The organism is Streptomyces sp. R28 (assembly GCF_041052385.1).
GTDB lineage: Bacteria > Actinomycetota > Actinomycetes > Streptomycetales > Streptomycetaceae > Streptomyces.
Map to the genome: position 1 here is coordinate 3111175 of NZ_CP163439.1, position 25518 is coordinate 3136692.

A 25518-nucleotide genomic window follows, 5' to 3' on the forward strand; every position below is an offset into this window, starting at 1 on the left:
TAGCCCGAAACGGTGATGTCACGGCCGGGCGGGGAGGGTGCGGGGTCCGCCGTGGCGGGCGGTGCGACTGCGCCGGAGCTGCCGGCGCGGAAACCGCGCGACGGATCCACGCGACGGATCGCTCCCCCTGCCCCGTAGAGCAGACGACAGCCGTCTGCAGGGAGGGGAACAGAACGTGGCAGGGCATGGAGAGGGAGGCAGAGCCGCCAGAGGTACGGCGGTCGCGGTGGCGGTGCTGGTGGGGCTGACCGCGTCACAGGCGCCGGGGGCGGTCCCGGCACAAGCCTCGGCGGCGGCACCGGGGCAGGCGTCCGCGGGGCACGGACCGAGCGTGTCCGGAGGCGCCCCGTACCGCACCGAACTGCCGCCGCTGCGGACCGGGAAGCGGGACGGCGGCCGGGCACCGGCGGAGGTGGGCGCCGCGCTGCCCGCGAGCGTGTTCGCCGCCTACCGCCGGGCCGAGGAGCGGCTCGCGCGTGAGGTGCCCGGCTGCCGGCTGCGGTGGCAGTTGCTGGCGGCGATCGGGCAGGTGGAGTCCGGGCAGGCGCGGGGCGGCCGGGTGACGTCGGACGGTACGACCGTGGCGCCGATCCTCGGCCCGCGGCTGGACGGCGTGGCCTTCGCGCTGATCCGGGACACCGACGGCGGCGCCCACGACGGGGACGCGGTGTACGACCGCGCGGTCGGGCCGATGCAGTTCATCCCGTCGACCTGGGCCCGGTGGGGCGCGGACGGCAACGGCGACGGGCGTACGGACCCCCACAACGTCTTCGACGCGGCGCTCGCCGCCGGACGCTACCTGTGCGCGGGCGGGCGGGACCTGTCCGTCCCCGCCGAGCTGGACCGGGCGATCCTCGGGTACAACCACTCGACGGCGTATCTGCGCACGGTCAGGGCCTGGTACGCGTACTTCCTGGACGGGCACCGTGTGGTTCCGGACATCCCGGACAGCTCCACCGGCGCCTCGGCCCGCCCGGGTCCGGCACGGTCCCCGTCCCCCGGAACGCCGGACGACGATGCCTCACCGGCACCCGCCGCCCGGCATCCGAGCGCCACCCCGTCCCCCACGCCCTCGAACCCCACCACGTCCCGTCCGACCACCGACCCCGAGGAGACGAACGACACGGACGAGACGCAGGAGCCGCAACTCCCCCTCCCCGCCCCGGACATCGAGCTCCCCGCCGACGACCCGCTGACCGGTGACGGCCCGCTGACCAGTAACAGCGCGGACTCGATGACCGCCGCCCCCTCCACAACCGCCGATACTCGGCGGTAATGTCGCGCACCGCCGATCGGCACGGGATCGGCGGATGAGCGCGAAGGGGCCCTCATGGCGACGGACATGCCTGCGGAGACGGATGCGGAGATCGATCCGGCCGACGACCGCTGGGAACGCATGTGGAGCCACCGCGAGCAGCTGCTCAGGGTGGCCCGGCGCAGGTCGATGAGTGCGGAGGACGCCGAGGACGCGGTGCACGAGGCGATGCTGCGCGCCGCCGAACGCCCCGGCCTGGACGACGAGCGGCTCGCGGCCTGGCTGACGACGGTGACGATGCGGCTGTGCGTCGACCGCTACCGGCAGGTCAACCGTGAGGCCGAGGTGCGCACCAGCCCGACGCTCATCGCCCCCGGTCCCGTACCCGTCGAGGAGGCGGTGTGCGACCGGGCCGAGGCGAAGTGGCTCGCGGTGCGCAGTGGTGAGCTGCCCGAGCGGCAGGCCGAGGCGCTGCGGCTGAAGTCGGAGGACCTCGACGTCGGGCAGGTCGCCGTCCGGATGGGGCTCAGTTACCGGACCGTCGAGTCCCTGCTGGCCCGGGCCCGGCGGACACTGCGGCAGTCGCTGGCCGCCACGCTCGGGTTCGCGTTGTTCCTGATCGGGTGGGGGCGGCCGCGCGGCACCGGAAAGGTGCAGGCCGTGGCGATGGCTTCGACGGCGGCGACGCTGGCGGTGGCGGGGTTCGTGCTGCCGTACGCGCTCGACGGGGGCGGGGACGGGGCGGGCGGGGGCGGTACGGCACCTCGGCCCGCCGTCGCCTCGTCGGGCGGCGGGGAGGCGCTGCGGCCCGACGGCAGGGGTGCGGGTGGTACGCCGCACGGGAACACGCCCATGGCCACCTCGGGCGAACGGGGGGCCGCCGAGTCCCCGGCGGCCGAATCGTTCCTGCCCCTGTCCGTGCCGTCGCTGCCAACGGTGCCGGAGGTCCCGGTATCCCCGCCGCCGGTGCTGTCCGCCCCGGAGGTGCCGGACGTGCCGGACCTGCCCGACGTCCCCGACCTGCCGGTGCAGCCCCCCGCCGGCCCAACGGACACGCCGACGATCCCGGACGTCTCCACCGCCCTACCGTCCCCCTCACTCCCCGTGCCAACGCCAAGCACCCTGCCGTAGCCGCGAACATATAGCCGTAAGCCACCCCAAATAACCCACCCCGAAACCCGCCCGAAAAAAATCCGCCACGAAAACGACGGACGCCCGCCCCCTCCCCGTAGAGCAGATGTCAGAGCTGCTCCACGGGCTGAAGGGTGGACCGGATGGGTGTCGAGATCTGTGTGGAAGGGCTGACCAAGTCCTTCGGTCACCAGGTCATCTGGCAGGACGTCTCACTGACGCTGCCCGCCGGGGAGGTCTCGGTCATGCTCGGCCCCTCCGGCACGGGCAAGTCGGTGTTCCTCAAGACGCTCGTCGGACTGCTGAAGCCGGAGCGCGGCTCGATCACGATCCAGGGCCGGGACATCACACGGCTGCGCGAGCACGAGCTGTACGAGGTGCGGAAGCTGTTCGGCGTGCTGTTCCAGGACGGCGCGCTGTTCGGCTCGATGAACCTGTACGACAACATCGCCTTCCCGCTGCGCGAGCACACGCGTAAGTCCGAGAGCGAGATCCGGCGCATCGTGCTGGAGAAGATGGACATGGTCGGTCTGATCGGCGCCGAGGGAAAGCTGCCCGGCGAGATCTCCGGCGGGATGCGCAAGCGGGCCGGGCTGGCCCGGGCCCTCGTCCTCGACCCCGAGATCATCCTCTTCGACGAGCCCGACTCGGGCCTCGACCCGGTCCGCGTGGCCTACCTCAACCAGCTGATCGTCGACCTCAACGCCCAGATCGACGCGACCTTCCTGATCGTCACGCACGACATCGCCTCGGCCCGCCAGGTGCCGGACAACATCGGGCTGCTGTTCCGCCGCGAGCTGGTCATGTTCGGGCCCCGCGAGGAGCTGCTGACCAGCGACGAGCCCGTCGTACGGCAGTTCCTGAACGGCCGCATGCAGGGCCCGATCGGCATGGCGGAGGAGAAGGACGCCGCCCAGGTCGAGCAGGAGCTCGCCGCCCTCGGCGACGACGGCAAGGGCACCCGGTCTCCCGGCAGCCAGGCTCTGACTCCCCGCCTGCTGCCGGGGCCGGGCATTGCGCGGCCACCCCGCTGGGAGGCCATCGCCCGGCGGGAGGCGGAACTCCGGCACCGGAAGGTGGTGGCGGACGTATGAGACTGTCGCCCACCGGAGCCCTGCGGCAGTCGGGCAGCCTGTTCGCGATGGCGCTGGACGTCGTCCGGACGATTCCCCGACGACCGTTCCAGGCAAGGGAGTTCATCCAGCAGGCGTGGTTCGTCGCGAGTGTCACCATCCTGCCGACGGCCCTGGTGTCCATCCCCTTCGGCGCGGTCATCGCGCTGCAGATCGGCAGTCTGACCCGGCAGCTCGGCGCCCAGTCCTTCTCGGGCGCCGCCTCCGTGCTCGCCGTACTGCGCGAGGCCTCGCCGATCGTCACCGCGCTGCTGATCGCGGGCGCCGGCGGCACGGCGATCTGCGCGGACCTCGGGGCGCGGAAGATCCGGGACGAGATCGACGCGATGCAGGTGCTCGGCATCGACCCCATCCACCGCCTCGTCGTACCGCGCGTGCTGGCGTCGATGGTGGTGGCCGTGCTGCTCAACGGCCTGGTGTCGGTGGTCGGCGTGGCGGGCGGCTACTTCTTCAACGTCGTCCTGCAGAACGGCACCCCCGGCGCCTACCTCGCCTCCTTCACCACCCTCGCCCAGCTCTCCGACCTGTGGGCGGCCGAGGTCAAGGCACTCGTCTTCGGCGCGATCGCCGCGATCGTCGCCTCGTACAAGGGGCTGACCGCGAAGGGCGGCCCGAAGGGTGTGGGCGACGCGGTGAACCAGTCGGTGGTGATCACCTTCATGTTGCTGTTCGTGACCAACTTCGTGATGACCGCGGTGTACTTCCAGGTCGTCCCGCAGAGGGGTTGAGGGGTTAACCGATGAGACTTCTCGACCGCCCGCTGCGCTCCCTGGAAGCGCTGGGCATCCAACTCTCCTTCTACGGCCGCTCGTTGGCGTGGACCGGCCGTACGCTGCGCCGCTACAAGAAGGAGATCCTGCGGCTCCTCGCCGAGGTGAGCTTCGGGCGCGGAGCCCTCGCCGTCGTGGGCGGCACGGTCGGTGTGATCGCCTTCCTGTCCTTCTTCACCGGCACCGAGGTCGGCCTCCAGGGCTACGCGGCCCTCAACCAGCTCGGCACATCGAACTTCGTGGCGTTCCTCTCGGCGTACTTCAACACCCGCGAGATCGCCCCGCTGGTGGCGGGACTCGCGCTCTCCGCGACCGTCGGCGCCGGCTTCACGGCCCAGCTGGGCGCGATGCGGATCAGCGAGGAGACCGACGCGCTCGAGGTCATGGGCGTGCCGTCGCTGCCGTTCCTGGTGACGACGAGGATGATCGCCGGGTTCGTCGCGGTGATCCCGCTGTACGTGATCGGCCTGCTGTCCTCGTACCTGGCCGCCCGCACCATCACCACCGGCTACTACGGCCAGTCGGCCGGCACCTACGACCACTACTTCCAGCAGTACCTGCCACCGGTGGACGTGCTGTGGTCCTTCGGCAAGGTGCTCGTCTTCGCCGTCCTGATCATCCTCGTCCACTGCTTCTACGGCTACTACGCGAGCGGCGGCCCGGCGGGCGTCGGCGTGGCGGTGGGCCGCGCGGTGCGGACCTCGATCGTGGCGATCAACGTCCTCGACTTCTTCCTGTCGCTCGCGATCTGGGGCGCCAGCACGACCGTACGGATCGCGGGGTGAGCCGCCGAATGAGGGTGCGCCGTATGAGGGTGCTGAGACTGCGGTTGTACGGCGTCGTGTTCCTGGCCGTACTCGCGCTGCTGCTGTCGTTGTCCGTGGCCGTCTACCGGCAGGCCTTCACGCCGGTCGTGCGGATCACGCTGGAGGCCGACAGCCTCGGCAACCAGCTCGATCCGCGGGCCGACGTCAAGCTGCGCGGGATGCTCGTCGGCGAGGTGCGCGAGGTGCGGGCGGATGGGACGAAGGCGACGCTGGACATCGCGCTGAAGCCGGAGCACGTCGCGTACATCCCGTCCGACGTGCACGCGCGCCTGCTGCCCAAGACGCTGTTCGGCGAGAAGTACGTCGACCTGGTGCCGCCCGCCGGCGCCGGGTCCTCCTCGGCCCGCCCGATCCGCGCCGGCGACGTCATCACCCAGGACCGCACCCGGGTCGGCATCGAGGTGCAGCAGCTGATGAACGACCTGCTGCCCCTGCTGCGGACCGTGCAGCCCGGCAAGCTCAACGCCACCCTCTCCGCCTTCGCCACCGCCCTCGAGGGCCGCGGCGACCGGATCGGCGACAACCTCACACGCCTGGAGGCCTACCTGCGCCGCCTCAACCCCCATCTGCCGTCCCTCACCGAGGACATCGCCCGCTTCGCCGAGGTCGCCGAGGTGTACGGCGACGCGGCGCCCGACCTGATGGCGATCCTGCGCAACACCGTCACCACGAGCCGCACGATCGTCGACCAGAAGGACCGGCTGGCGGCGGCCCTGAAGACCACCGCCACCGTCGCGGGGACGGCCGAGGACTTCCTCGACGCGAACGGCGACCGGCTGATCACCCTCGGCCGGGTCTCCCGCCCGACCCTGGAGCTGTTCGCCCGCTACTCCCCCGAGTACCCGTGCCTGCTGGCCGGCCTGGTCCGGCAGGAGAAGGCCTCGGAGGAGGCGTTCCGGGGCGGCAGGATGCACATCACGCTGGAGGTCGTACGGCCGCAGGGGGCGTACGAACCCGGTGAGGAGCCGCGTTACGGCGAGCGGTCGGGGCCCGACTGCCGGGATCTGCCGAGTCCGCCGGTGCCGGCGCCCGGGGCTCACCTCGACGACGGTTCGAAGTCGGGGGGCCTGTCCGGGAGTTCGGCCGCGGGCGGCCCGCTCGGTGTCTCCGCGACCCCGGCCGAGCAGCGGGCGATCGGCTCGCTCGTGGCCCCGGTCCTGGGCGTGCCCGCCGACGAGGTACCGCCGGTGGCGACGCTGCTGTTCGGACCGCTGGCACGCGGAACGGCGGTGACCGTCGCATGAGAACCGCAGGCGCACGGCAGACCGCCGCTCCCCTCATCAAGTTCAGCCTCTTCGCGCTCGTGACCATCCTGGCTACAGCCCTGCTCGCGGCCACCATCGTGAACGTCTCCTTCACGCCGGAGCATCGCTACCGGGCGGTCTTCAGCGACGTGACCGGCCTGGCGGAGGGCGACGACATCCGCGTGGCCGGGGTGCGGGTCGGCGAGGTCGAGGGCATCCGGATCAAGGACCAGACGCTGGCCGAGGTCACCTTCACGGTCGGCCGGGACCGGCCGCTGCTGACCAGCACCGGCGCGGTCATCCGGTACCGCAACCTGGTCGGCCAGCGCTACGTCGCGCTGACCGAAGGCGCGGGCGACAGCACCCGGCTCCTGCGGCCCGGCGCGACGATCCCACTCTCCCGCACCCAGCCGGCGCTGGACCTCAACGCCCTGCTGAACGGCTTCAAGCCGCTGTTCGCCGCGCTGAGCCCGAACGACGTCAACCAACTCGCCACCGAGATCATTCGCACGCTCCAGGGCGAGGGCGGGACGGTCAACAGCCTGCTCGTGCACACGGCGTCGCTCACCTCGACGCTGGCCGGCCGCGACAAGCTGATCGGCTCGGTGATCGACAACCTCAACACCGTGCTGGAGACGCTGGACAAGCGCGGCACCCGCTTCTCCGGCCTGCTCAAGCAACTGCGCCGGGTCATCTCGGGCCTGTCCGCCGACCGCAAGCCCATCGGGCGGTCGCTGGTGAGCATCGGCGACCTGACGGAGGCCACCTCGGGCCTGCTGAAGGACGCGCGCCCGCCACTCAAGGACGACATCGCCGAGCTGACCGAGCTCACCGGCACGCTGAACGACAACGAGAAGACGGTGGAAGGCGTGCTGAAGCGGCTGCCGAACAAGCTGGGCGAGCTGACGGGGACGGCGTCCTACGGCTCGTGGTTCAACTTCTACCTCTGCGATTTCGACGGCCGGATCGTGCTGCCGAAGGCGGGCTCGGAGTCGGAGTCTAAGTCCCAGCAGGTGCTGACGCCCGATCTGCATGTGGCGAGGGCGAGGTGCGGGTCATGAGCCGCAAGCATCGTCCGGAGCCGCTGTTCAAGGTTCGGGTGGAGCCACCGCGGCTGCCGAAGGTACGGATGCCGAAGGCAGGGCTGCCGAACGTACGGCTCCTGCCGCGCCGCAAGCCCCGCCGGCAACCGCTGTTCAGGGTGCGCGTCGAGCCGCCGCGCATCCGGCTTCCCCGCCTCCGCCGCCCGCACCTCTCCCCCTTCCGCGAGCGCAACCCCGTCGTCATCGGCGCGGTCGGCCTCACCGTCCTCGCCCTGCTGACGGTGGCCGCGTTCAACGCGGACCGCCTCCCGCTGATCGGCGACGGCGAGACGTACAGCGCGGCCTTCGCGGAGGCGGGCGGACTCAAGCCCGGGGACGAGGTGCGGATCGCCGGAGTCAAGGTCGGCAAGGTCGAGGAGGTCGACCTGGACGGCGACCACGTCAAGGTCACCTTCAAGATCAAGGGCGAGCCGGGCTTCGGGACGGAGACCGGCGCGTCGATCCGGGTCAAGACGATCCTGGGCGCGAAGTACCTGGCCCTGCACCCGAAGGGAAAGGGCCAGTTGGAGCCGGGCAGCGAGATCCCCCTTGGGCGGACCGTCCCCGCATACGACGTCGTACAGGCCTTCAGCGACCTCACCACCACGACGGAGGAGGTCGACACCGACCGCGTGGCGAAGGCCCTGGACACCCTCTCCACCACCTTCGAGGACTCCCCGGAGGAGGTACGGGCGTCCCTCAAGGGCCTGTCGCGGATCTCCCGGACGGTGGCCTCCCGCGACAAGGCGCTGCGCGAGCTGCTCGACCACGCGAACGGCGTCACGGGCGTACTGGCCGACCGATCGTCGGACTTCACCACCCTGGTCAAGGACGGCGACAAGCTGTTCAGGGAGATCAGCAGGCGACGCGAGGCCATCCACAGACTGCTGAAGAGCTCCGCCGCCCTCGGCGTCCAGCTCTCCGGCCTCGTCCAGGACAACGACAAGGAGATCGGGCCCGCGCTCAAGGGCCTGAACACCGTGGTGCAGATGCTCGAACGCAATCAGGCCGTCCTGGACAGGAGCATCAAGCTCCTCGCTCCCTATACGCGGCTCTTCACCAACACCCTCGGCAACGGCCGCTGGTTCGACTCCTACGTCCAGAACCTGGTCGCGGCTCCGGTGGTGCCACGGACGGGAGGTTCGGCACAGTGACCATCCCCGTCAGGGTGAGAAGACGGCTGGCCCTGCTCACCGCACTGTCCCTCGTCGCCGCGCTCGCCTACGTCCTGTGGCCGCGCCCCGAGCCGGTCCGTGTCACGGCGTACTTCCCGCGCACCGTCGGCATCTACCCCGGCTCGGACGTCCGCGTCCTCGGCGTCCGGATCGGCGAGGTCAAGGAGATCACACCGGAGGGCGGCCGCGTGCGGGTGGAGCTGGAGTACGAGGCCGGCCGCAAGGTCCCCGCGGACGCGCAGGCGGCGATCATCAACTCCTCGGTGGTCAGCGACCGTTACGTACAGCTGCTGCCGGTGTACCGGGGCGACGGCCCGGTGCTGCGGACCGGTGACGAGATCCCCGAGTCGCGTACGGCCGTACCGGTCGAACTGGACCGTGTCTTCGACAGCCTGCACACCACGGCCGAGGCGCTCGGCCCGAACGGCGCCAACAAGGAGGGCGCTCTGTCCCGGCTGCTCGGAGTGAGCGCGGACAACCTGGACGGCCAGGGCGAGAACCTGCACCGGACGGTAGAGGACCTCTCGGCGGCGGTCACCACCCTGTCCGACGGCCGCACGGACCTGTTCGGCACGATCCGCAACCTCCAGGTCTTCACGGCGGCGCTGGCGGCCGACGACAAGAGCGTGCGGTCGTTCAACAGCAGCCTCGCGAAGGTCGCCGGTCAACTGGCGGGAGAGCGGCAGGACTTGGCGGCGGCACTGAAGAACCTCGGGACGGCACTGGGCGACGTGTCCGCCTTCGTGAAGAAGAACAAGAAGTCGCTGACCTCGAACGTGGAGGGTCTCAGCAAGGTGACCAAGGTGCTCGTCACCCAACGGGCGGCGCTGGAGGAGCTGTTGGAGGTGGCCCCGACCGGCATGTCGAACCTCAACAACGCCTACAACCCGTCGGCCGGCACCCTCGACACCCGCAACAACGCCGACCAGGCGCAGGATCCGGCGTCGCTGCTGTGCTCGGTGCTGCGGACGACCGGCGACGAGGGCGGCAAGAACCCCGACTGCGCGGAGCTGAGGGAACTGTTCGACTCACTGCCAAAGGTGCCAAAGGCGCCCCAGGGCGGCGAGGCGGTCACGGGCACGGTGGACCGGACGCTCGGCGGAATCCTGGGGGCGAGCGCATGAGCGGGCTGCGCAGAGGCGGGGTGATGGCCTGGGCGGCAGTCGGCTCACTGCTGCTGACCGGCTGCGAGTTCAACGGCTGGTACGACGTGCAGCTGCCCGGCGGCGCGGCCTCGGACGGGAACGCGTACCACGTCACCGTCGAGTTCCGCGACGTACTGGACCTGGTGCCGCAGTCGGCCGTGAAGGTCAACAACGTCACGGTCGGCGCGGTCGAGAAGGTGGAGCTGAAGGGCTGGCACGCACGCGTGCGCCTCCGCGTCGCGGACTCGGTGAAGCTGCCCGGCAACGCGATCGCGCAGCTGCGCCAGACCAGCATGCTCGGCGAGAAGTACGTGGCGCTGTCGAAGCCGGTGGGCACGGCGCCGGTGGGCCGACTCGGCGACGGCGCCGTGATCCCCCTGTCCCGCAGCGGCCGCAACCCGGAGATCGAGGAGGTGCTGTCCGCGCTGTCGGCCCTGCTCAACGGCGGTGGGGTGGCCCAGCTGAAGACGATCACCGTGGAGCTGAACAAGGCGCTTGAGGGCCGGGAGAACCGGGTGAAGTCCCTGCTCAAGGAGCTGAACGTATTCCTGGGCGCCCTGGACCGGCAGAAGGAGGACATCGTCCGGGCACTGAAGGCCGTGGACCGGCTGGCCAAGCGGCTCGGCAAGGAGAAGGAGACCATCGCCGAGGCGGTCGACGAGATGCCGCCGGCTTTGAAGGTCCTGGCCGACCAGCGGCGCGACCTCACCAGGATGCTCACCGCGCTGTCGAAGCTGGGGAAGACGGGCACCAAGGTGGTCAACGCCTCGCACGACGACACGGTCGCCGACCTGAAGCAGCTCCGCCCGATCCTGCGACAGCTCAACAAGGCGGGTGCCGACCTGCCCAACTCCCTCGAACTGCTCACGACCTACCCGTTCCCGCGCAATGTGGTGGACGCGATCAAGGGGGACTACGTCAACCTCCACATCACGGCGGACCTCGACCTGGCCGGGATCTACGGCAACTTGACGGGCAAGCCAGGAGGCGGCCAGGGCGGCAACGACGCGCCCCGGGGACCCGAGCTGCCCGAGACCCCAAACCTGCCGGACGTACCGGATCTCCCGAAGCTGCCGGGCGTGCCCACGCCCACGGCGCTGCCGAGCAGTCCGAGCGTGCCGTCGTCCCCCTCGGCCCCGTCCGGGGGCGACGGCGACCTGCTGTGCCCGCCGGTGTGCGCGGCCACCTATGTGGCGGGGGACGACTGGCCCGAGGGGATCGACCTCGAACTCGCCGAGCTGATGCTGAAGGGGGTCCAGCCATGATCACCCGTACGGTCAAGGTCCAGCTGCTGGCCTTCGCCACGATCACCGCCGTAGGGGTGTCGTACGTCGGCGCCGAGTACACGGGCCTGGTCGACGAAGTCCTGGACCGCGGCTACACCGTCCGCGCGGACTTCGCCGACTCCGGGGGCATCTTCCCCGGCGCCGAGGTGACGTACCGCGGGGTGCCGGTGGGCAGGGTGGGCGCGCTGCACCTGACGGGCGCGGACGGGGTTTCGGTCGCCCTGGACATCGAGGACGACGCGCCGCGCATCCCGGCGGACGCCCTGGCCGTGGTGGCCGACCGCTCGGCGGTGGGCGAACAGTACGTGGACCTGCAACCCCGCACGACCCACGGCCCGTACCTGCTCGACGGCAGCACGATCCCACGAGCGAGCACCCGCACGCCGCTGCCGACCACGGACCTGGTCCTCAGCCTGGACCGGCTGGTGAACTCGGTCGGAAGGAAGGATCTACGGGTCACGGTGGACGAGTTGGGCAAGGCGTTCGCCGGAACGGGCCCGAACCTGAGCCGCCTGGTGGACTCGGGAAACAAGCTGACCGAGTCCGCGTCGGAGGCACTCCCCGAGACGATCTCCCTGATCGAGGACTCGCGGAAGGTACTGAAGACACAGGCGGACCAGGGCTCGTCGATCAAGTCGTTCGCACACGATCTGGCCGCCCTCACGGCCCAGTTGAAGGCGAGCGACGGTGACCTGCGCAAGCTGATCGGCAACGCGAGGCCGGCGGCGCAGGAGGTGAACTCGCTGCTGAGGTCGGTCGACCCGGAGTTGTCGGTCCTGCTGGCCAACCTGATCAGCGGCGGCCAGGTGACGCTGGCCCGCCTGCCGGGCGTGGAACAGGCCCTGGTCACGTTCCCGCTGATGGTGGCGGGCAGCTACACGGTCATACCCGGCGACGGCACAACCCACTTCGGCCTGGTCGTGAACGCCGACGACCCCCCGGCCTGCACCCAGGGCTACGGCACGGCGCGCCGCGACCCGGCGGACACGAGCACCCGCGAGGCGAACACCAGCGCCCGCTGCACGCTCCCGCGCGGCAGCCAGTCATCCGTGCGGGGCGCCCAGAACGCCCCCGGCGCGTCGGCCTCGTACGGCGGCGCGAACCACACGGCGTACGTCACGCCTTACGACCCGGAGTCCGGCACCACCACCGGCCCGGACGGAAGGAACGTCGAGATCGGCTCGACGGGCGGCCAGCGGGCCGTGTTCGGAAAGGAGTCGTGGCAATGGCTGCTCGTCGGCCCGATGGCATGAGGAGGATGGGGACTTCCAAGGCGGTGGCGGCGGGGCTGACCGCGGCAACGGTCCTCACCACCGCACTCACGACCTGGCTGGCCCTCGGCCTCCACGCCCAGCGCGACGCGGACCAGCACCGCCAGGACATCCTGTCCGCGGCCCGCCAGTCGGCACTGAACTTCACCTCCCTCGACTACCGCCACTACGACCGCGACAGCACAAACGTCCTGGCGGGCGCGACCGGCGACTTCAAGAAGCAGTTCGCGGCACAGACGCAGCAACTGACGCAGCTCGTGGCGGCGAACAAGTCCGTGTCGGAGGGCCAGGTCCTGGAGGCCGGCATCGTCCGCTCCGACGAGAACTCGGCCCGCGTACTGGTCGTCGCCGACAGCAAGGTGACCAACACGGCGGTACCCGAGGGCGAGGCGCGCACCTACCGCCTCCAGCTGGACCTGGTGCGGCGGGACGGCCGCTGGCTGACGTCCGACGTCGAGTTCGTCGGCTGACGGCACGAGTGAGGAGTACGACCATGACGAAGACGACCACCGCCCGGCGCACGATGACGGCAGCGGCCCGCGCAGCAGCCAAGCGAGCGGAGCGCGGCCACCGCGAGCAGGACCCGGAGGCCAGCGTCGCCGGGCGGACCGTACTCATCGACGCCCCTAAGAACGGCTGGGACGACCCGCCCGAGCCGTCCCCGGAGTCGTTCGAGGAGGACGCGCCTGCGGAGAACGAGGGCCGGCCCCGTGCACGCCGACTGCTCATCGCGGTGCTCGGCCTCCTCCTAGTGGCCGGCCTGGTCGCCGTCGCCGTACTGGGTTGGCTGTACCGGGACGGACGTCAGGCGGAGAGCGCCCGAGCCGAGGCGGTCGCGGCCGCCCGCACGGCGGCGCCGGCCGTCCTGTCGTACGACTACCGCCACCTGGACAAGGACTTCGCGGCGGCCCGCACCCACCTGACCGGCGGCTTCGGCGACGAGTACGAGAAGACCACGAAGACGGTGGTCGGCCCGACAGCCAAGAAGTACCGGGGCGTGGTGAAGGCAACGGTCGCCGCCCCCGCGACCGCCGGAACCCCGGCAGCCTCCGTCGTCTCGGCCGCTCCGGACAAGGTCGTGGTGCTGCTCTTCGTCAACCAGGTCACCGAGAGCACGCAGGTCTCAGGCTCCCGTGTGGACCTCAACCGGGTGCGGATGACGATGAGGCGCACGGCGGACGGGTGGAAGGTGAGCGCGGTGGACGCGCTCTGAGCGAAGAAGCGACCGTCACAGGCAGCATCGGCATCGTCGGCTCGATCAAGTGGTACGAGAACGGCGGGCTGCGCTGGCACGGGATGCGCTGGCTGTTCCTGGCGCGGACGAGGACACCGCGCTGGTCGGGGTGTCACGTGCGGGTTCGCGGTGGATGGGCTGGCGGCGATGTACGGGCCGGAGCGGCTGATGGAGGCGTGGGGGGCCGCGGCGTGATCCGCCTGGCCTGCCCGACCACCTGACTGGGCGAAGTACGGCTTGGCGAATGAGCCGAGCTTGCATGGCAGACGAGTCGGGCTGTACGCCGGGGACAGTCGGATGCTCGGACGGTGCCGGGTTGACCTGTGGGTTCATACCTTCGGGACGACCGCGTTGCACATCTGGTGCACAATCACGCGCGGCCGACAGCCGTCCGGAACAACGTCATGAACGCCGTTCCGGTGACGCCGAACGGGGTGCCGCCGTTTTGCCCCGGCGCGGTCCCCACGTACCCCGTCAGTGCGTTTCGGCGGCCGTTTGTCGTGTGGCCCGCGGGTTCGGCAGGGCGGCATCGCGTCCCCGGCCGGTCCGCACCGCACGCGGCTTCAGGGCGGCGTCCGGGAGCCCCGCTGGCGCGGGGATGCCGTACAGCTCCTCGAAGGAAGCAAGCGCATGGCCCCAGTCCACCTCCCACACAAGGTAGCCGTACGTGTCCAGCGTCTCAGCCAGTCGGGCATGCCTCATACGGGCCTGGACCTTGCCCGGTTCCAGCCCCGACGCCACGAGTACGGCGTCGGTGAAGTGACGAAGGTCCCGGAACGTGGCTCCCTCGGGCACCGTCACCCCGCGGGCTCGCACCCTCTGCTTGGCCAGGTCGAACTCCCGGCACAGCGTGCCCTCGCGGACGGGCGTCCAGAATCTGGTCACGGTGACCAGGTCCGCGAACTCCTCAGGGATCGGCGGCAGCCCACGACGATGACGCTTACGAAGCGCGGCAGGGGTGAGCGACGCCCGCCAACGTTGCAGGTGTGCCTGGTACTCGTCTCGGAGGAACGTCCCCACGGCTAGCGGGGCTCGGCTGGCGTCCGTCTTCAGTGGGGCCGCTTTACCGCGCCGCCGCTGCTCCTCGACGAGTTGCTTGCCCGGGACGGTCTCCATGTCTGTGCGGCGAACTCCGGCGGCTTCCATGGAACGCAGTCCTTGGAGCGCTCCGAACCAGATCATGAGCCGGTACCGGGGGACGATCTCCTCGGCCAATGCGACAACGTGCTCCCAGGTGAGGCGCACGCCGCGGCCCGTACCCTTGGGGAGGCGGATACCGGCGACCGGGTTGCCCTCCAAGTGGCCGTCCTCCACGGCCATCGACAGCATGGCCGAGAGAGACTTCTTCACGCCGGAGCGGGTGGTGTCCGGCATCCCTTGTGCCTTGAGCGCGGTGAAGAAGTCCCGGTACTCCCCTCTCTTGACGTCTCCGATCGCTCGCTCACCGAGCTCGGGCACCACCTGCCCTCGCAAGCGATACCCGTACGTCTCGACGGTCCCTTCACGACCCTCGTGCCGTGACAGGAACGTCTCTACGTACTCGGCGATGGTCGGTGTGGTGCTCTCGGCACTTCGAGACCGGTGAGGAAAGGGGTCACGCCCCTCCTCGACGGCGGCACGCTGACTCCGCTGGAAGACGAGCGCCGCCTTCTTCTTGTTCTTCGGGAAGAGCTTGGACCGCTGATGTCCTTCACTGTCGCGCCAGCGGGCCTGCCATCGCTGCTCACAGCCGTGTTTCTCGCTCGGCACCAGGCCGGGGTGCTCCGGGCACTCCGGTTCACCAGGCTCCGGCCTGACTTTGTGCCACCGGTCGTACGGTTCTTCCTTGGCCACGTGTGTTGCTCCGATTCACGGCCGCCGGCCCGTTCGCGCTGTTTGAAGCGCGCGATTGCGTAAGTCCTGGACGCGGTCGGCACCGCCGCGTCGTACGTGGGCGTCACGCGGCCCGGGGAGGCCGACGATGACCGCGCGCCGCGCCCCGGGCGCCACCTCGTGCGTCGTATGGCGTTGGACCAGCTGCACCCCCAACGCCCCAGCTCAAGCTAGGGTTCCGCTCTTCATGGGCCCCACGGTGTCGTGGTCGCGACCCAGTCGCGATCACCGGGGAGGTCCCGCTCAGCAGGGTAACTCCAGTCGCATTCGGCTACTTGGAGTTGCTATATGTGTACGTTGAGTGATGGGGGTTTGTGGTGAAGAACGGACACGGTGGCAGCACGCGGTCGGGCGCCTTCAACCCCAACCGCAAAGGAGACGCGCAACGCGCGAGATGTCCGACGCGAGCTGCAGCACGACGAGCGGAGAGCCGTAAGGCTCAGCGTGCACATCGACAGCAGCGGCGCTTCCAGTCACATCCTGACCGTCCACCACGACGCTGCGGCCCCGCCCATCGAAGGACGTCTGGAATCGGTTCGGTGCCGTCACCGGCGGACCTGACGGTTGGGGTGGCTCGTACCTGGGGCACGGGTGCGAGCCACCCCAACAGCTCTGTCAGGAACTCGGCTTGTCGGTGGACGCGGATTCCTTACCGGACTCCGCAGGCTGCTGTGTGAAGACCACGAGGTGCCAGGCGCCCTTCTCCCGCGTCACGGTGAAGGTGTCCCGCATGGGCTTTCCTGCCTTGTCCTCGGCCATCAGGCGGGCCGAGCCGGTGTCCGGGCCCATGTCGTGCTCGACCTGCACGTCCTTGATCTTCCACCCCCGCCCGCCCTTGTCCGCGAGGATCTGCTCGGCCTCGTGCCTGGACCACTTCTCGTCCTTCACGCCCCCGACTTCGATCAGTCCGTCGGCGCTGCGGGAGTTCAGGGCGTTCACGTACGCCACGACGGCCTCGCGGGCCCCGTCGGACGATGCCGAGGCCGAGGGGGTCGAGGGGCTTGAGGACTTGGCCTCGTCATTACCGGACGAGCAGCCGGATGCGAAGGCAAGAGCGGCCAGAGCGGCCGGCACAGCCAGAAGATGTCGACGCTCCACAGCGCACTCCTATGTGGTTCCTGTGAGGGGGATCAGCAGCCTGTCAGGTGCGGTGCGCGTACCACCAGGCACGCGGGTGGTCCGAGAGGAGCTTCTTCAGGCTTTTGTTGTGGGTGTCGCTGGTGTGGTACGTGAGGTAGGGGGTGCCCCGGTACTTCTTCGTGACGATCATCGTGTGGTCGATGTTGTTGTCGCGGCCCCAGTCGGCCTGGAGGACGTCCGACTTGGCCATCTTCCACACGTTGTCGAGGATCTTGGTCCGCTTCGAGTGCTTCTTCGCGAACCAGTACCAGTTCTCCGCAGCCGCCCAGGTGTAGCTGGTGGTCCACGTCGTCGGCCCGTAGAACCAGTACTTGTTGCTGGGCCGCTGGATGATCGCGCCGCCCTTGGGGCCCCAGCCGCCGGCATGCATCGCCTGGGAGATGAAGTTGGTGCAGTCGGTGCCGTACGTGCGCCAGGCGCTGTTGTGGTGGTCCCAGTACTTGTCCGCGTAGGCAACCATCTTGCCGTAGCTGTAGCCCCTGACCTCCCGCTTGTCGCCGGAGTCGTCGCTGTTGCCGGGAAGCGGAGCGGTGCCAGACGCGGCGTCCTTGCTTCCCTCGTCCTCTTCCGCCTTACCGCCCCCGTCATCGGCGCCGTCAACGGCGTCCACGTCGGACACCTGCGTGGTCGGCGTCGGACCGCCCTTCGTGTCGGCCGTGTCGGACGACAGCAGCCAGGCACCGTCGGAGCCTTGGGTGAACTTCACGGTGTGCGGGACGGACACTTCCTCGTACTCCGGAGCGCCGTCCGCGACCTCCTGCGGCGTGAACGGGAGGTAGAGGCGGGTGCGCTCGATGAGCTGGAGCGTTGCCGTCTGGCCGGTGACGGCGGTGTCGGCCACCTCCACATCGACCTGCGCCTTCGTGTAGCCGCCGTCGACGTCCTTGTAACGCTTGCCCTTCGCCACCAGTGCGGCGAGATCATCCTGCACCTGCGCGCTCATGGAGCGCGTGGCCTGGACGCGGGCGGCCGCGGCTCTGGCAGTCGGACGAGTCGTCGTCAGCATGTCGGCCCGCTGCTGCAGATAGCCTTCGGCCAGCTGGGTGAGAGCGGTGGGGTCGGCGTTCGCCGACGAAGCCGCTGCCGGAGAGGCAGGCTGGGCGTCCGCCGGGGTGCCGGTGAGCACAAGCATCGCCGCTGTGGCTGAGGCCGCGGCTCCGGCGAGGACACGTCTGTGATGCGCAATGCGCATGAAACCCCCTTGATCACGGCTGACTGGTCGGGTCAGCCCGCAGATCAAGAGGGCCCATTCGAACATCGCGTTCCTACTGGCGCATTCCAGATCCCGGAATGTCTGATTCCTGATCAGGGATGGGGCTGCTTGTGCCAGAGCCAGCAGACTGACTTGGTCAGGTATCCGTTTCTGCGCTCCGCGACCGTGATTGTTGTCGCCCTCGGTGCAGGAGCCGGCGGGACGGTGACGCTGGCCAATCTGTCCGCGCCCTCCACGGGCACAAGCCCTGCGGTGGCACAGGAGCCAGGAGGGACGGCCGCTCGACGCACAGCTCGGTGCGCACGTAGCCGTGGATGCCGTCGCTGGAGTCGCTGTCGAACCTGCGTCGCTCGTACGGCTCGTCGTCGGCGATCGGTTCCCGTCAGGTGCCGCACAGGCGTCGACGGATCTCCTCGGCGATCTCGTCCGCGCCGGTCGGCCTCCCGAGCGGGCCGGGGTGCTGGTACAGCGTCAGGAGGGCGCGGGCCATGGTGGCGAGGTCAAACGCGTCGCAGGCCGGGGAGCCGTCGGTGTATTGCTCGAGGAGCTGGGACGCCCGTACGAGGACGTGGATCGCCAGCCGTCGCATCTCGCCCAGCATGCGGCGTGCGAGGTCCTGAACCTCCGGGAACAGGAGCTGCACATGCCCCTGGAGCTGCTGCTTCAGGGTGTCCAGCTCCTCGCCGGTCGGCAGCCGGGGCGCCCACAACACGGAGTCGTACGCCGTCCGGATCGTGTCCGCGTCGAGCGGGAGCAGCGTGTTCTCAGGCACCGGTGTTCGCCTCCGTCGCCGTAAGCCGGCACCGCCCGTCCTTCAGGAGCTGGGCGACCTCGTCGGGGCTGCACAGTGTCTCGGGCGTGCGGCGGCACGCACCAGTACGAGAAGCCGATGCCCGGGTCAGTGTGTGTGGGGTCGGGTACGCCGAGGTAGGCGTTCGGGCCGAGGCATTCCGCGTCCTCGCTGCGGTAACTCCAAGGCGGGAGGCGGTCGGTGCCCTCCGGTACGAGGGCGTAGTACAGGCCCCACCGGGTGTCGGCGAACACCGGCCCTCCGAACAGCGCCTGACGGAGGTAGGCGTCGACGTTCCGCAGGTCGTCGCTGTCGGCGGCGGCGTACACGAGGCCGGCGGCGAGACGGACGGCCGTGAAGAGAGTTCCGCACCGTAGGAGCGCGATCCCGTCGTCGGCCCATTCCTTCCGGGCCCGCTGCGTGTCTTCCGCGGCGGAGAGGAGCCATTGACCGGCCGCCAGATGCCGGTCTGCTCTGGTCTGGATGAGGGCGCCGGGTTGTGCCTCGACATGGTGGGCGGTGTCCGGGGGCATCATCGACGAGCCTCCGCGGGCAGCCGGTTGGCGGGCCCGGTGGGGGCCGCCGTGGCCGGGGTTCCGACGGCGAGCATGCGGGCGATGCGTTCGGCGCCGGCTTGCTCGTGTCCGTGCTCGCCGATCGCATAGTCGAACCCGGTGACGTACTGGTCGCCCTTGGTGAGAATCTCTTCGGTGAGGCGGCTGTTCAGCGGGTTCGTCGCATTCAGCCGCATCACGCTGTCGTCGACGGTGACCTGGAGACCGTACTTCTCCAGGTGACCGGCGAGCCGTTGCAGGTCGTTGCTGTCCACACGCAGACGATCCCAACGGCGAACGACGGGCGGGATATGACGACCTATGACACGGAGTTGATCATGCGGGCGGTAGCGATCACGGGAACGCGGAGCACGGGGCACAGGAGCCTCGACGAGTACGCGCGTCTCTTCGCCGACTACCTCGGCCCATTCGCTCAAGACGCGCACTTCTACATCGGGGGCGCGAAGGGAATCGACACCCTGTCGCTGCTGTGGCTCGCGGGAAACACCGCAGCTGACCTCACCGTCGTCACACCCGGCACCGTCGATCAGCAGCCCGCAGAGGCCCGGCAGGCGATCGCACGCACCCGCGAGCGCATCAAGGAAGTCGTCGAGCTGGGCGCCCCCGAGCTGAAAACACCCGCCTACCACGCCCGGAACCGGTGGATGGTCGACCGCAGCCACATGACGATCGGCTTCCCACACGGCGACGATCCCTCATCCGGGACGTGGCAGACACTCAACTACACAGCGGATCAGGGGAAACCTCGGCTGATCGTGCCCGTGTAGCCGCCATTCTGCTGCACTATGTGCCCTATGGAGGGGGCAGCCGCGGGAGCGGCCCAGCTGAAGGCGCTGCGACACCGGCGCGGCCTGTCGCTCACCGACGTCGCCCGTGCGCTCATCGCCCTGGCCGGGGAAATGCATCAGCCGCCACTGCCGTCCGTGGCGAGCGTGCAGCGGTCCGTTGCCCGCTGGGAGTCCCCGAAGAGACCGACGCTGCCCGACGAGCGGTACCAGTTGCTCCTCGCCCACCTCTACGCGCGCACGCCCGCCGGCGAACTCTCCCTCGGCGCGGGCTCCGACTTCGGCGAGTACCTGGATGCCCTCGGCCTGCTCGGGGAGAGTGAGCGGCGAACGGCGGAGCTGCGCAGCCTCGTTCTCCGCACAGCCACCGACGCGGGCGGCGGCCTGCTCGTTCTTCTCTCTCCAACTGTCCAGGCCACACTCACCGCAGCTCTTGAGGACCCGAGGCGGACCGAGGCGGATGCCATAGCCGGACTGGCCTCCGTGGTGGCGAACGTCAACGCGGAGGTCGGCAGCCTGCCCATGGTGCGGCTGCAACTGCTGCTCGCCCCGGCCGTCGAGACCTGCAGGCGCCTGCTCGCCGGTCCCGTCCCTGATCCGCTCGTTCCACAGCTCCGGGAAGTCGCGGTAACGGCGGCGACGCTGTCCGGCCGTCTGGCGTTCGAGACCCGCGACGACACCGCTTCTCGTGCCCTGTACGCGGAGGCGACATGCGAGGCGGAACAACTGGCGCAGCCCTGGCGGAAGGCCAGCGTCCACATGAGCCACGCCCTGGTCACCCTGTACTCGAGGCAGGGCCTCGACGAGGCGCGGTACCTGGTCGACCAAGCCGTACGCGCGGCCCGCTCCGGAGAGAGCTCGCTCGTGCGGGCGCGGGCGCACGCGCTGCAAGCGGAGATCGCCGCGCGGTCCGGGCAGGAGCGGCAGACACAGGCCGCGCTCGGGCTGGCCTGGTACGACATCGAGGCCGACCACACCGACGACCCGGCGCCCACGTCGTTCTCTCCCGGTCACCTCCGCGGCTTCGAGGGCGTATGCGAGCTGTACGTCGGCGACTCCTGCGCAGCGCACGACCGCTTCGCCCGGTCGGCGGAGGTGCTGTCGGCGCCGAGGGAACAGGTGCAGCGGGCCATCGTCACCACTGACCAGGCGCTCGCCCGGATCCGGCTCGGGGAGCCGCGCGCGGCGGCCGATCTGCTGCACAAGTGCGTGGCCGCAGCAGCGACGACCGGTGGCCGAGTGCCGGCGCTGCGGCTGCGGAAGGCGCGGCAGGAGTTGCGGCCCTGGCGGCGGGAGGAGTGGGTGGCCGACCTCGACGACCACCTGATGGACGTCCTCGGCTCCTGACAGCGGGGCTACGCGGCCGACCGGGCTCAGTTCGTCCGTATCGTCGCGCTACGCCGCTGCGTTCTCCACGTTGCCGTGAACGGCGTTGCAGCCGCCGTCAGGGATACCTATGACTTCGACCGTGACGCCCCACTGCCCCAGGGTCTTGACGGTCTGCGCAAGCGTGACCTGGGAGAAGGCGAAGAGTGTCTCCGGGGTCAGTTCCGTCCCGCGCTTCAGGTGGATGGCGAAGACAAGCCGTCGGGGAATGAAGTCATCAGGGAGGCAACGACTGCCGCCACTCTTCTCGCGGACGACCCTGACGAACTCCGCGCGAACGGCAGCCGAGTTCTGCAACATCTGGACAGTCACGAGTCCCTGGTTGAACAGGTGGCTGAGCGGGCCCGATCGGCCGTGAGCCGGCTTGACCAGGACCAGGGTGCCGTCGGGGGTCAAGTGGTCGCTGACCTCCAGGACATCGCGACGCTTGAGGGGGTTCTTCACGTAGGCGCGGTCGAGATTGATGAAGCCTCGCCCCTCTGAAGATTCTGACAGCTTCTGGTTGTACGTTTCCTCGTCGACGCCGAGTGGCCACGAGGGCAGGGTCATCGAGGGCGCCGGACTGATCACCCGAGAAACGATGTCCTTGACCTCGGACCGATAGATCGCGCCGATCTCGTACCAGGACTGGTCGAGCAGGCAGAACCGCCGCTCGCCGAGGCTCAGTTGCGCCTCGATCCAACGCAGTGCCTTGGTGGCGACCAGGTCGACCGCGTGGTGCTGGAAGAGGCAGACCCTGCCCTCGCGCAGTGCCTCCAAGCGGAGGCCGGGCTTACGCGTACGCACGCAGTCGAGGAGATGGACAACGGTCAGATCGTCCACCCGCCGCGTCCCGCCAGTGCCAATCTTCACCCCGAAGGCCACGGCCTCCTCATAGGCACTGATGTAGTCCGCCGGTACAGCAATCGTGATCGCGCCGTCGTCGAAGCGTCCGAGGGCGTCATCCAAAGCGGAGTCGAGGGCTACGCGGGTCTTCGTATCCCGGACCGGTACAAGATGTTCGACGAACTCGAGTCCCTGCTGAGGCTCGAGCTCGCGGCAGATGCGGCCGATCTCTCGAATGTCTGCGATCAGGTCTCCGGGTTCGACACCGAGCCGAAGCCGCAGACCGCTGCCACCCTCCGCGCTGGTTGCCTTTCCCCGGCCGTACCGGGAGTACGTCAGCTCAGTACCGTCAAGGTAGCCGCCGATGCGAGACACGAGCTGGGCATATTCCCGGACGCCAAGCGAGGGGACGGGGATGCCTCCGGGCACGATCGCGATGTCGGTCCTGGACTGTCCGAGGGTGTAGGCGACAAGTCCGCGGACCTGCTGGGGGTCGACCTGCCGGATGGCAAAGGAGAGGCCGAATCGGGGGTCCTTGATGTCCTCGGGTAGCAGGCGGAAGCCCTCATCGTGGGCGATGGCGTACACCTCGCCGTCGACGGCGAGGAGCAGGAGCGCGGCCGTCCGACGCTTGGGCTCCGTGACTCGGATGCCCGTACTGCGCGCCATCACCGCGCACCAGGTTGCCTCGCAGTCCTTTCCAGCCCTGAGGAAGACCGCGGGCACACCCAGCCAGGCACTGGCGTCGTGCAGCTGGGCCTCCCAGCGGTCAAGTCGATCTCCCTCAATCGCCGTCCTCATCGCCTCCACTGTGGGAGTGACATCGATGAGGCGGTAGAGGGTCGCCATGGCGGTCGGGTGGGTGATTTCTTCCTCCGGTTGTTCGAGGTGGAGCCGATGCGCGCGGCATACCGGGTCTGTAAGCGGCGCGCGAGCAGCAGGCGTCTACGGTCGATCGCCGTGTCAGTGACGCCGTGTGATCTTCCGCGCTGTCGCATGGTCCCGCCGGGCGGGAGCCGAGGTGAGGTGCCAGCCGTGGCACCGTGGACAGTCATAGGAGCGGACAGGGGTCTTGACCCGCGCCGCGCCGTGAGCACGAATCCCAGCAAGCGCCAGGTCGGCGGCGATGCGGTCAACGAACCAGGTCTTGCCACAGGAGATCCGCTTCCCGGGGCGGCAGTGCCGTAAGGCCCGCTCGGCGGCGCGAACTCTGCGCTGATGGTGCACTCTTCTCCTCCAGCTAGGCGATCTCGATCTCGCACCTCCCGACCTTCCATCTGGGCATGGACATGACCACTCCACAGACAGCCGCTGCGACTTGGAGCAGGTTGGTTCAGGAGCGCTTGCAGGCCCGTAGCCCAGCCCCCTCTCGGGGGGTGCTGGCACGGCCTGAAGTGGGGAATCCGAAGGAGTCACCGGTCGACGCAGCGACTCCGCCGGTAAAGACGCTAGCGGCATACCTCAGCCCCCGCAAGACCCTTGTGTTCATCCATGCCGCATAGCTCAAATGTACACAGAGGCGATGTGTACGATGACGTCGATGTTCACACGCACTTGCTGGAATGAGAGGCCTACAGATACGGTCACCAACATGACCTCAGACCAGCACGACGAGCTGACAGCCGCTGAGATCGCGCGGCTGGCCGGTGTCGGCCGTGCTGCCGTCTCCAACTGGCGACGCCGCTACCCGGGCTTCCCAAAGCGGGTCGGCGGCACCCCGCAACGTCCGACGTTCTCTCGGGAAGAGGTTGAGAAGTGGCTGAAGGCCACCGGCAAGAGCGACCAACTGGCAACCGCCGGCCGCACGGAGACCGGGACTCAGCGCATCAGCGACCTGTCACAGTTCGTCGGCGGCGGCCCTAGTTACACGCGAGAGCCGGAGCACAGTCTTGCCGACCTCACACCTGGCCAGTTGCTGGCGAGGGTGATGACGTCCCTACTGCCGCAGTCAACGGCGGAGGCCACGCCAAACCACGCAGACGACACCGACGCGCACGATACGGACGTGTCTGTTGTGCTCGACCCTGCCTGCGCCGATGCGACGCTGTTGATGGCCGTCGCCGACAGGTTCGGCAGCGACGTCAAGCTCGTAGGACAGGAGATCGACGAGCTGGCTGCCGCGAAGGCGAAAGCCGCGCTACACCTGCGGAACGACACCCAGAGCGTTCAGTACGAGATCCACTCCGGCGATTCCTTGCTGAACAACCAGCTCAGCACCTACTTGGGCGCATCTGCAGCTGTCATCTGCGAGCCGCCCTTCGACCTGCCGCAGTGGCCAGCAGCCAAGCTGGCCGGCGATCAGCGTTGGAGGTTCGGCGTCCCCTCTCCCCGCGACCCCGAACTAGCCTGGGTACAGCACTGCTACGCACACCTGCGCCCGCACGGTGTGGCCGTGATCGCAGTGTCCCCACGCACCGGTATCCAGCCGTCCGGGCGGGACATCCGCGCGGCGTTGGTCCGCTCCGGTGCCCTGCGCAGCGTGATCGCGCTGCCGACGGGGATGGGCTCAACACCAGACACAAGCATCCACGTCTGGGTCTTGCGACGCCCCTACGGCACCCCCACCGCCGATACCGTAGACATGATCGACTTGTCGGGACTGAGTGATGCTGCCGATGTCCCAGATGGAGACGCCGCCTGGCGAGACATCGTCCGCGGCGACAGCCCGGCCCTCTCCCGCGCCGTGCCGTCTCAGGAACTCCTCGACGGAGACGTCAGCCTCCTGCCCTCCCGGTACGTCAGCGCACAAGTGGAGGCGACCCCCGACGACTTCGCTCGCGTCACCGGTCGACTGCAGGCCCTCTATAGGCACGTCGGACAGGGATTGCCGAACTTCGCCGCACCCGCCGCTCAGGTCCGCCACACTTACGTCTCCTTCACCGAACTGGAACGTACAGGAGCACTGAGAATCCGCTCACGCGAGACCACCCCGAGCGCTGGCGCCCTTCTCGTGCGCACGCTCGGTCGGCCGCCAGTCGTGGCAACTGGCACCGCTGAGGACGGGATCGGTGTGGCCCAGATCGTCGAGATCAACGCCGACCGGTTGGACCCGCACTTCGTCATGGCCTTTCTGCAGGCCGACGCTCAAGCTCTGCCAGTGGCCAACACCCTCGGTGCGCTCAACCGCGAAGATTTGCGCCGTTGCCGCATCCCCCGCCTACCTCTCGCCGAGCAGCGCCGCTACGGGGACGCGTTCCGCTACCTGCAACAACTGCAGGACACGCTCACGGCACTCGCGAAGGCGAGCTCGCATGTAATCGACCAAACCCTCCACGCACTGACCACGGGTGTTCTGGCACCGGGCTTCTCCGTGGCGCAGGCCACTGATGGTGCTGTTGCGACCGACAACGAGACGAGAGAGCTGTGACTTCAGGCCCCA

At 69.3% G+C, this 25518-nt stretch carries 22 protein-coding genes; 16 read left to right on the top strand and 6 right to left on the bottom strand.

Features of this window, described 5'->3' with window-relative positions; translation table 11 throughout:
- The first annotated feature begins 175 nt into the window (after positions 1–175).
- The 13 genes from AB5J49_RS13695 to AB5J49_RS13755 all read left to right on the top strand — a co-directional run bounded on the left by AB5J49_RS13695 (position 176) and on the right by AB5J49_RS13755 (position 13532).
- Entirely contained in the window at positions 176–1276 is a 1101-nt protein-coding gene (locus tag AB5J49_RS13695) for a lytic murein transglycosylase (protein ID WP_369168902.1), read from the top strand.
- A 54-nt stretch (positions 1277–1330) separates the two neighbouring features.
- Complete coding sequence (locus AB5J49_RS13700; RefSeq protein ID WP_369168903.1) at positions 1331–2386, top strand: sigma-70 family RNA polymerase sigma factor; 1056 nt, start codon at positions 1331–1333, stop codon at positions 2384–2386.
- 143 nt (positions 2387–2529) lie between these two features.
- Positions 2530–3480 (top strand): ABC transporter ATP-binding protein, encoded by a 951-nt coding sequence (locus AB5J49_RS13705; protein ID WP_369168904.1) that lies wholly within the window; start codon positions 2530–2532, stop codon positions 3478–3480.
- Positions 3477–4247: an MlaE family ABC transporter permease gene (locus AB5J49_RS13710; RefSeq protein WP_369168905.1), complete on the top strand. Its 771-nt coding sequence runs from the start codon at positions 3477–3479 to the stop codon at positions 4245–4247. Before AB5J49_RS13705 ends, AB5J49_RS13710 begins: the two co-directional genes overlap by 4 nt.
- An 11-nt stretch (positions 4248–4258) precedes the next feature.
- Positions 4259–5074 carry an ABC transporter permease gene (locus tag AB5J49_RS13715; protein WP_274238498.1) on the top strand — a complete coding sequence of 272 codons (816 nt, stop codon included), beginning with the start codon at positions 4259–4261 and terminating at the stop codon, positions 5072–5074.
- Between the two features lie 23 nt (positions 5075–5097).
- A complete protein-coding gene (locus AB5J49_RS13720) occupies positions 5098–6360 on the top strand; it encodes an MCE family protein (protein ID WP_369168906.1) in 1263 nt (420 codons plus the stop codon).
- Entirely contained in the window at positions 6357–7421 is a 1065-nt protein-coding gene (locus tag AB5J49_RS13725) for an MCE family protein (protein WP_369168907.1), read from the top strand. The genes AB5J49_RS13720 and AB5J49_RS13725 overlap by 4 nt, the downstream gene beginning before the upstream one ends.
- Positions 7418–8596 (top strand): MCE family protein, encoded by a 1179-nt coding sequence (locus AB5J49_RS13730; protein ID WP_369168908.1) that lies wholly within the window; start codon positions 7418–7420, stop codon positions 8594–8596. The genes AB5J49_RS13725 and AB5J49_RS13730 overlap by 4 nt, the downstream gene beginning before the upstream one ends.
- Before the next feature lie 26 nt (positions 8597–8622).
- A complete protein-coding gene (locus AB5J49_RS13735; RefSeq protein WP_369175125.1) occupies positions 8623–9741 on the top strand; it encodes an MCE family protein in 1119 nt (372 codons plus the stop codon).
- Positions 9738–11027, top strand: coding sequence for an MCE family protein (locus AB5J49_RS13740; RefSeq protein ID WP_369168910.1), 1290 nt, complete (start codon positions 9738–9740; stop codon positions 11025–11027). Before AB5J49_RS13735 ends, AB5J49_RS13740 begins: the two co-directional genes overlap by 4 nt.
- Positions 11024–12301 carry an MCE family protein gene (locus tag AB5J49_RS13745; protein WP_369168912.1) on the top strand — a complete coding sequence of 426 codons (1278 nt, stop codon included), beginning with the start codon at positions 11024–11026 and terminating at the stop codon, positions 12299–12301. Before AB5J49_RS13740 ends, AB5J49_RS13745 begins: the two co-directional genes overlap by 4 nt.
- Before the next feature lie 5 nt (positions 12302–12306).
- Positions 12307–12789 (top strand): hypothetical protein, encoded by a 483-nt coding sequence (locus AB5J49_RS13750; protein ID WP_369168913.1) that lies wholly within the window; start codon positions 12307–12309, stop codon positions 12787–12789.
- Positions 12790–12812: 23 nt separating this feature from the next.
- The gene (locus AB5J49_RS13755; protein ID WP_369168914.1) at positions 12813–13532 is read left to right on the top strand and encodes a hypothetical protein; all 720 of its coding nucleotides are present in this window, start codon (positions 12813–12815) and stop codon (positions 13530–13532) included.
- 495 nt (positions 13533–14027) lie between these two features.
- Here AB5J49_RS13755 and AB5J49_RS13760 read toward each other — a convergent pair whose 3' ends face one another.
- From AB5J49_RS13760 to AB5J49_RS13780, 5 genes are all read right to left on the bottom strand, one after another.
- Positions 14028–15386, bottom strand: coding sequence for a tyrosine-type recombinase/integrase (locus AB5J49_RS13760; protein WP_369168915.1), 1359 nt, complete (start codon positions 15384–15386; stop codon positions 14028–14030).
- 654 nt (positions 15387–16040) lie between these two features.
- Positions 16041–16523, bottom strand: coding sequence for a hypothetical protein (locus AB5J49_RS13765; RefSeq protein WP_369168916.1), 483 nt, complete (start codon positions 16521–16523; stop codon positions 16041–16043).
- 43 nt (positions 16524–16566) lie between these two features.
- On the bottom strand, positions 16567–17757 hold the full coding sequence (locus AB5J49_RS13770; protein WP_369168917.1) for an amidase domain-containing protein: 1191 nt from the start codon (positions 17755–17757) through the stop codon (positions 16567–16569).
- Between the two features lie 403 nt (positions 17758–18160).
- Positions 18161–18550, bottom strand: a complete 390-nt coding sequence (locus AB5J49_RS13775) for a DUF6415 family natural product biosynthesis protein (RefSeq protein WP_369168918.1) — start codon at positions 18548–18550, stop codon at positions 18161–18163.
- Positions 18551–19100: 550 nt separating this feature from the next.
- Positions 19101–19397, bottom strand: a complete 297-nt coding sequence (locus AB5J49_RS13780; protein WP_369168919.1) for a hypothetical protein — start codon at positions 19395–19397, stop codon at positions 19101–19103.
- A gap of 63 nt (positions 19398–19460) precedes the next feature.
- On the opposite strand from AB5J49_RS13780, the gene AB5J49_RS13785 reads away from it, so the two are divergent.
- Complete coding sequence (locus tag AB5J49_RS13785; RefSeq protein ID WP_369175126.1) at positions 19461–19910, top strand: hypothetical protein; 450 nt, start codon at positions 19461–19463, stop codon at positions 19908–19910.
- Between the two features lie 27 nt (positions 19911–19937).
- The gene (locus AB5J49_RS13790; RefSeq protein WP_369168920.1) at positions 19938–21275 is read left to right on the top strand and encodes a hypothetical protein; all 1338 of its coding nucleotides are present in this window, start codon (positions 19938–19940) and stop codon (positions 21273–21275) included.
- Between the two features lie 48 nt (positions 21276–21323).
- Here the strand turns inward: AB5J49_RS13790 and AB5J49_RS13795 are convergent, their stop codons facing one another.
- On the bottom strand, positions 21324–22988 hold the full coding sequence (locus AB5J49_RS13795) for a DUF6119 family protein (RefSeq protein ID WP_369168921.1): 1665 nt from the start codon (positions 22986–22988) through the stop codon (positions 21324–21326).
- Positions 22989–23730: 742 nt separating this feature from the next.
- On the opposite strand from AB5J49_RS13795, the gene AB5J49_RS13800 reads away from it, so the two are divergent.
- A complete protein-coding gene (locus tag AB5J49_RS13800; RefSeq protein WP_369168922.1) occupies positions 23731–25506 on the top strand; it encodes an N-6 DNA methylase in 1776 nt (591 codons plus the stop codon).
- Positions 25507–25518 lie beyond the last annotated feature (12 nt).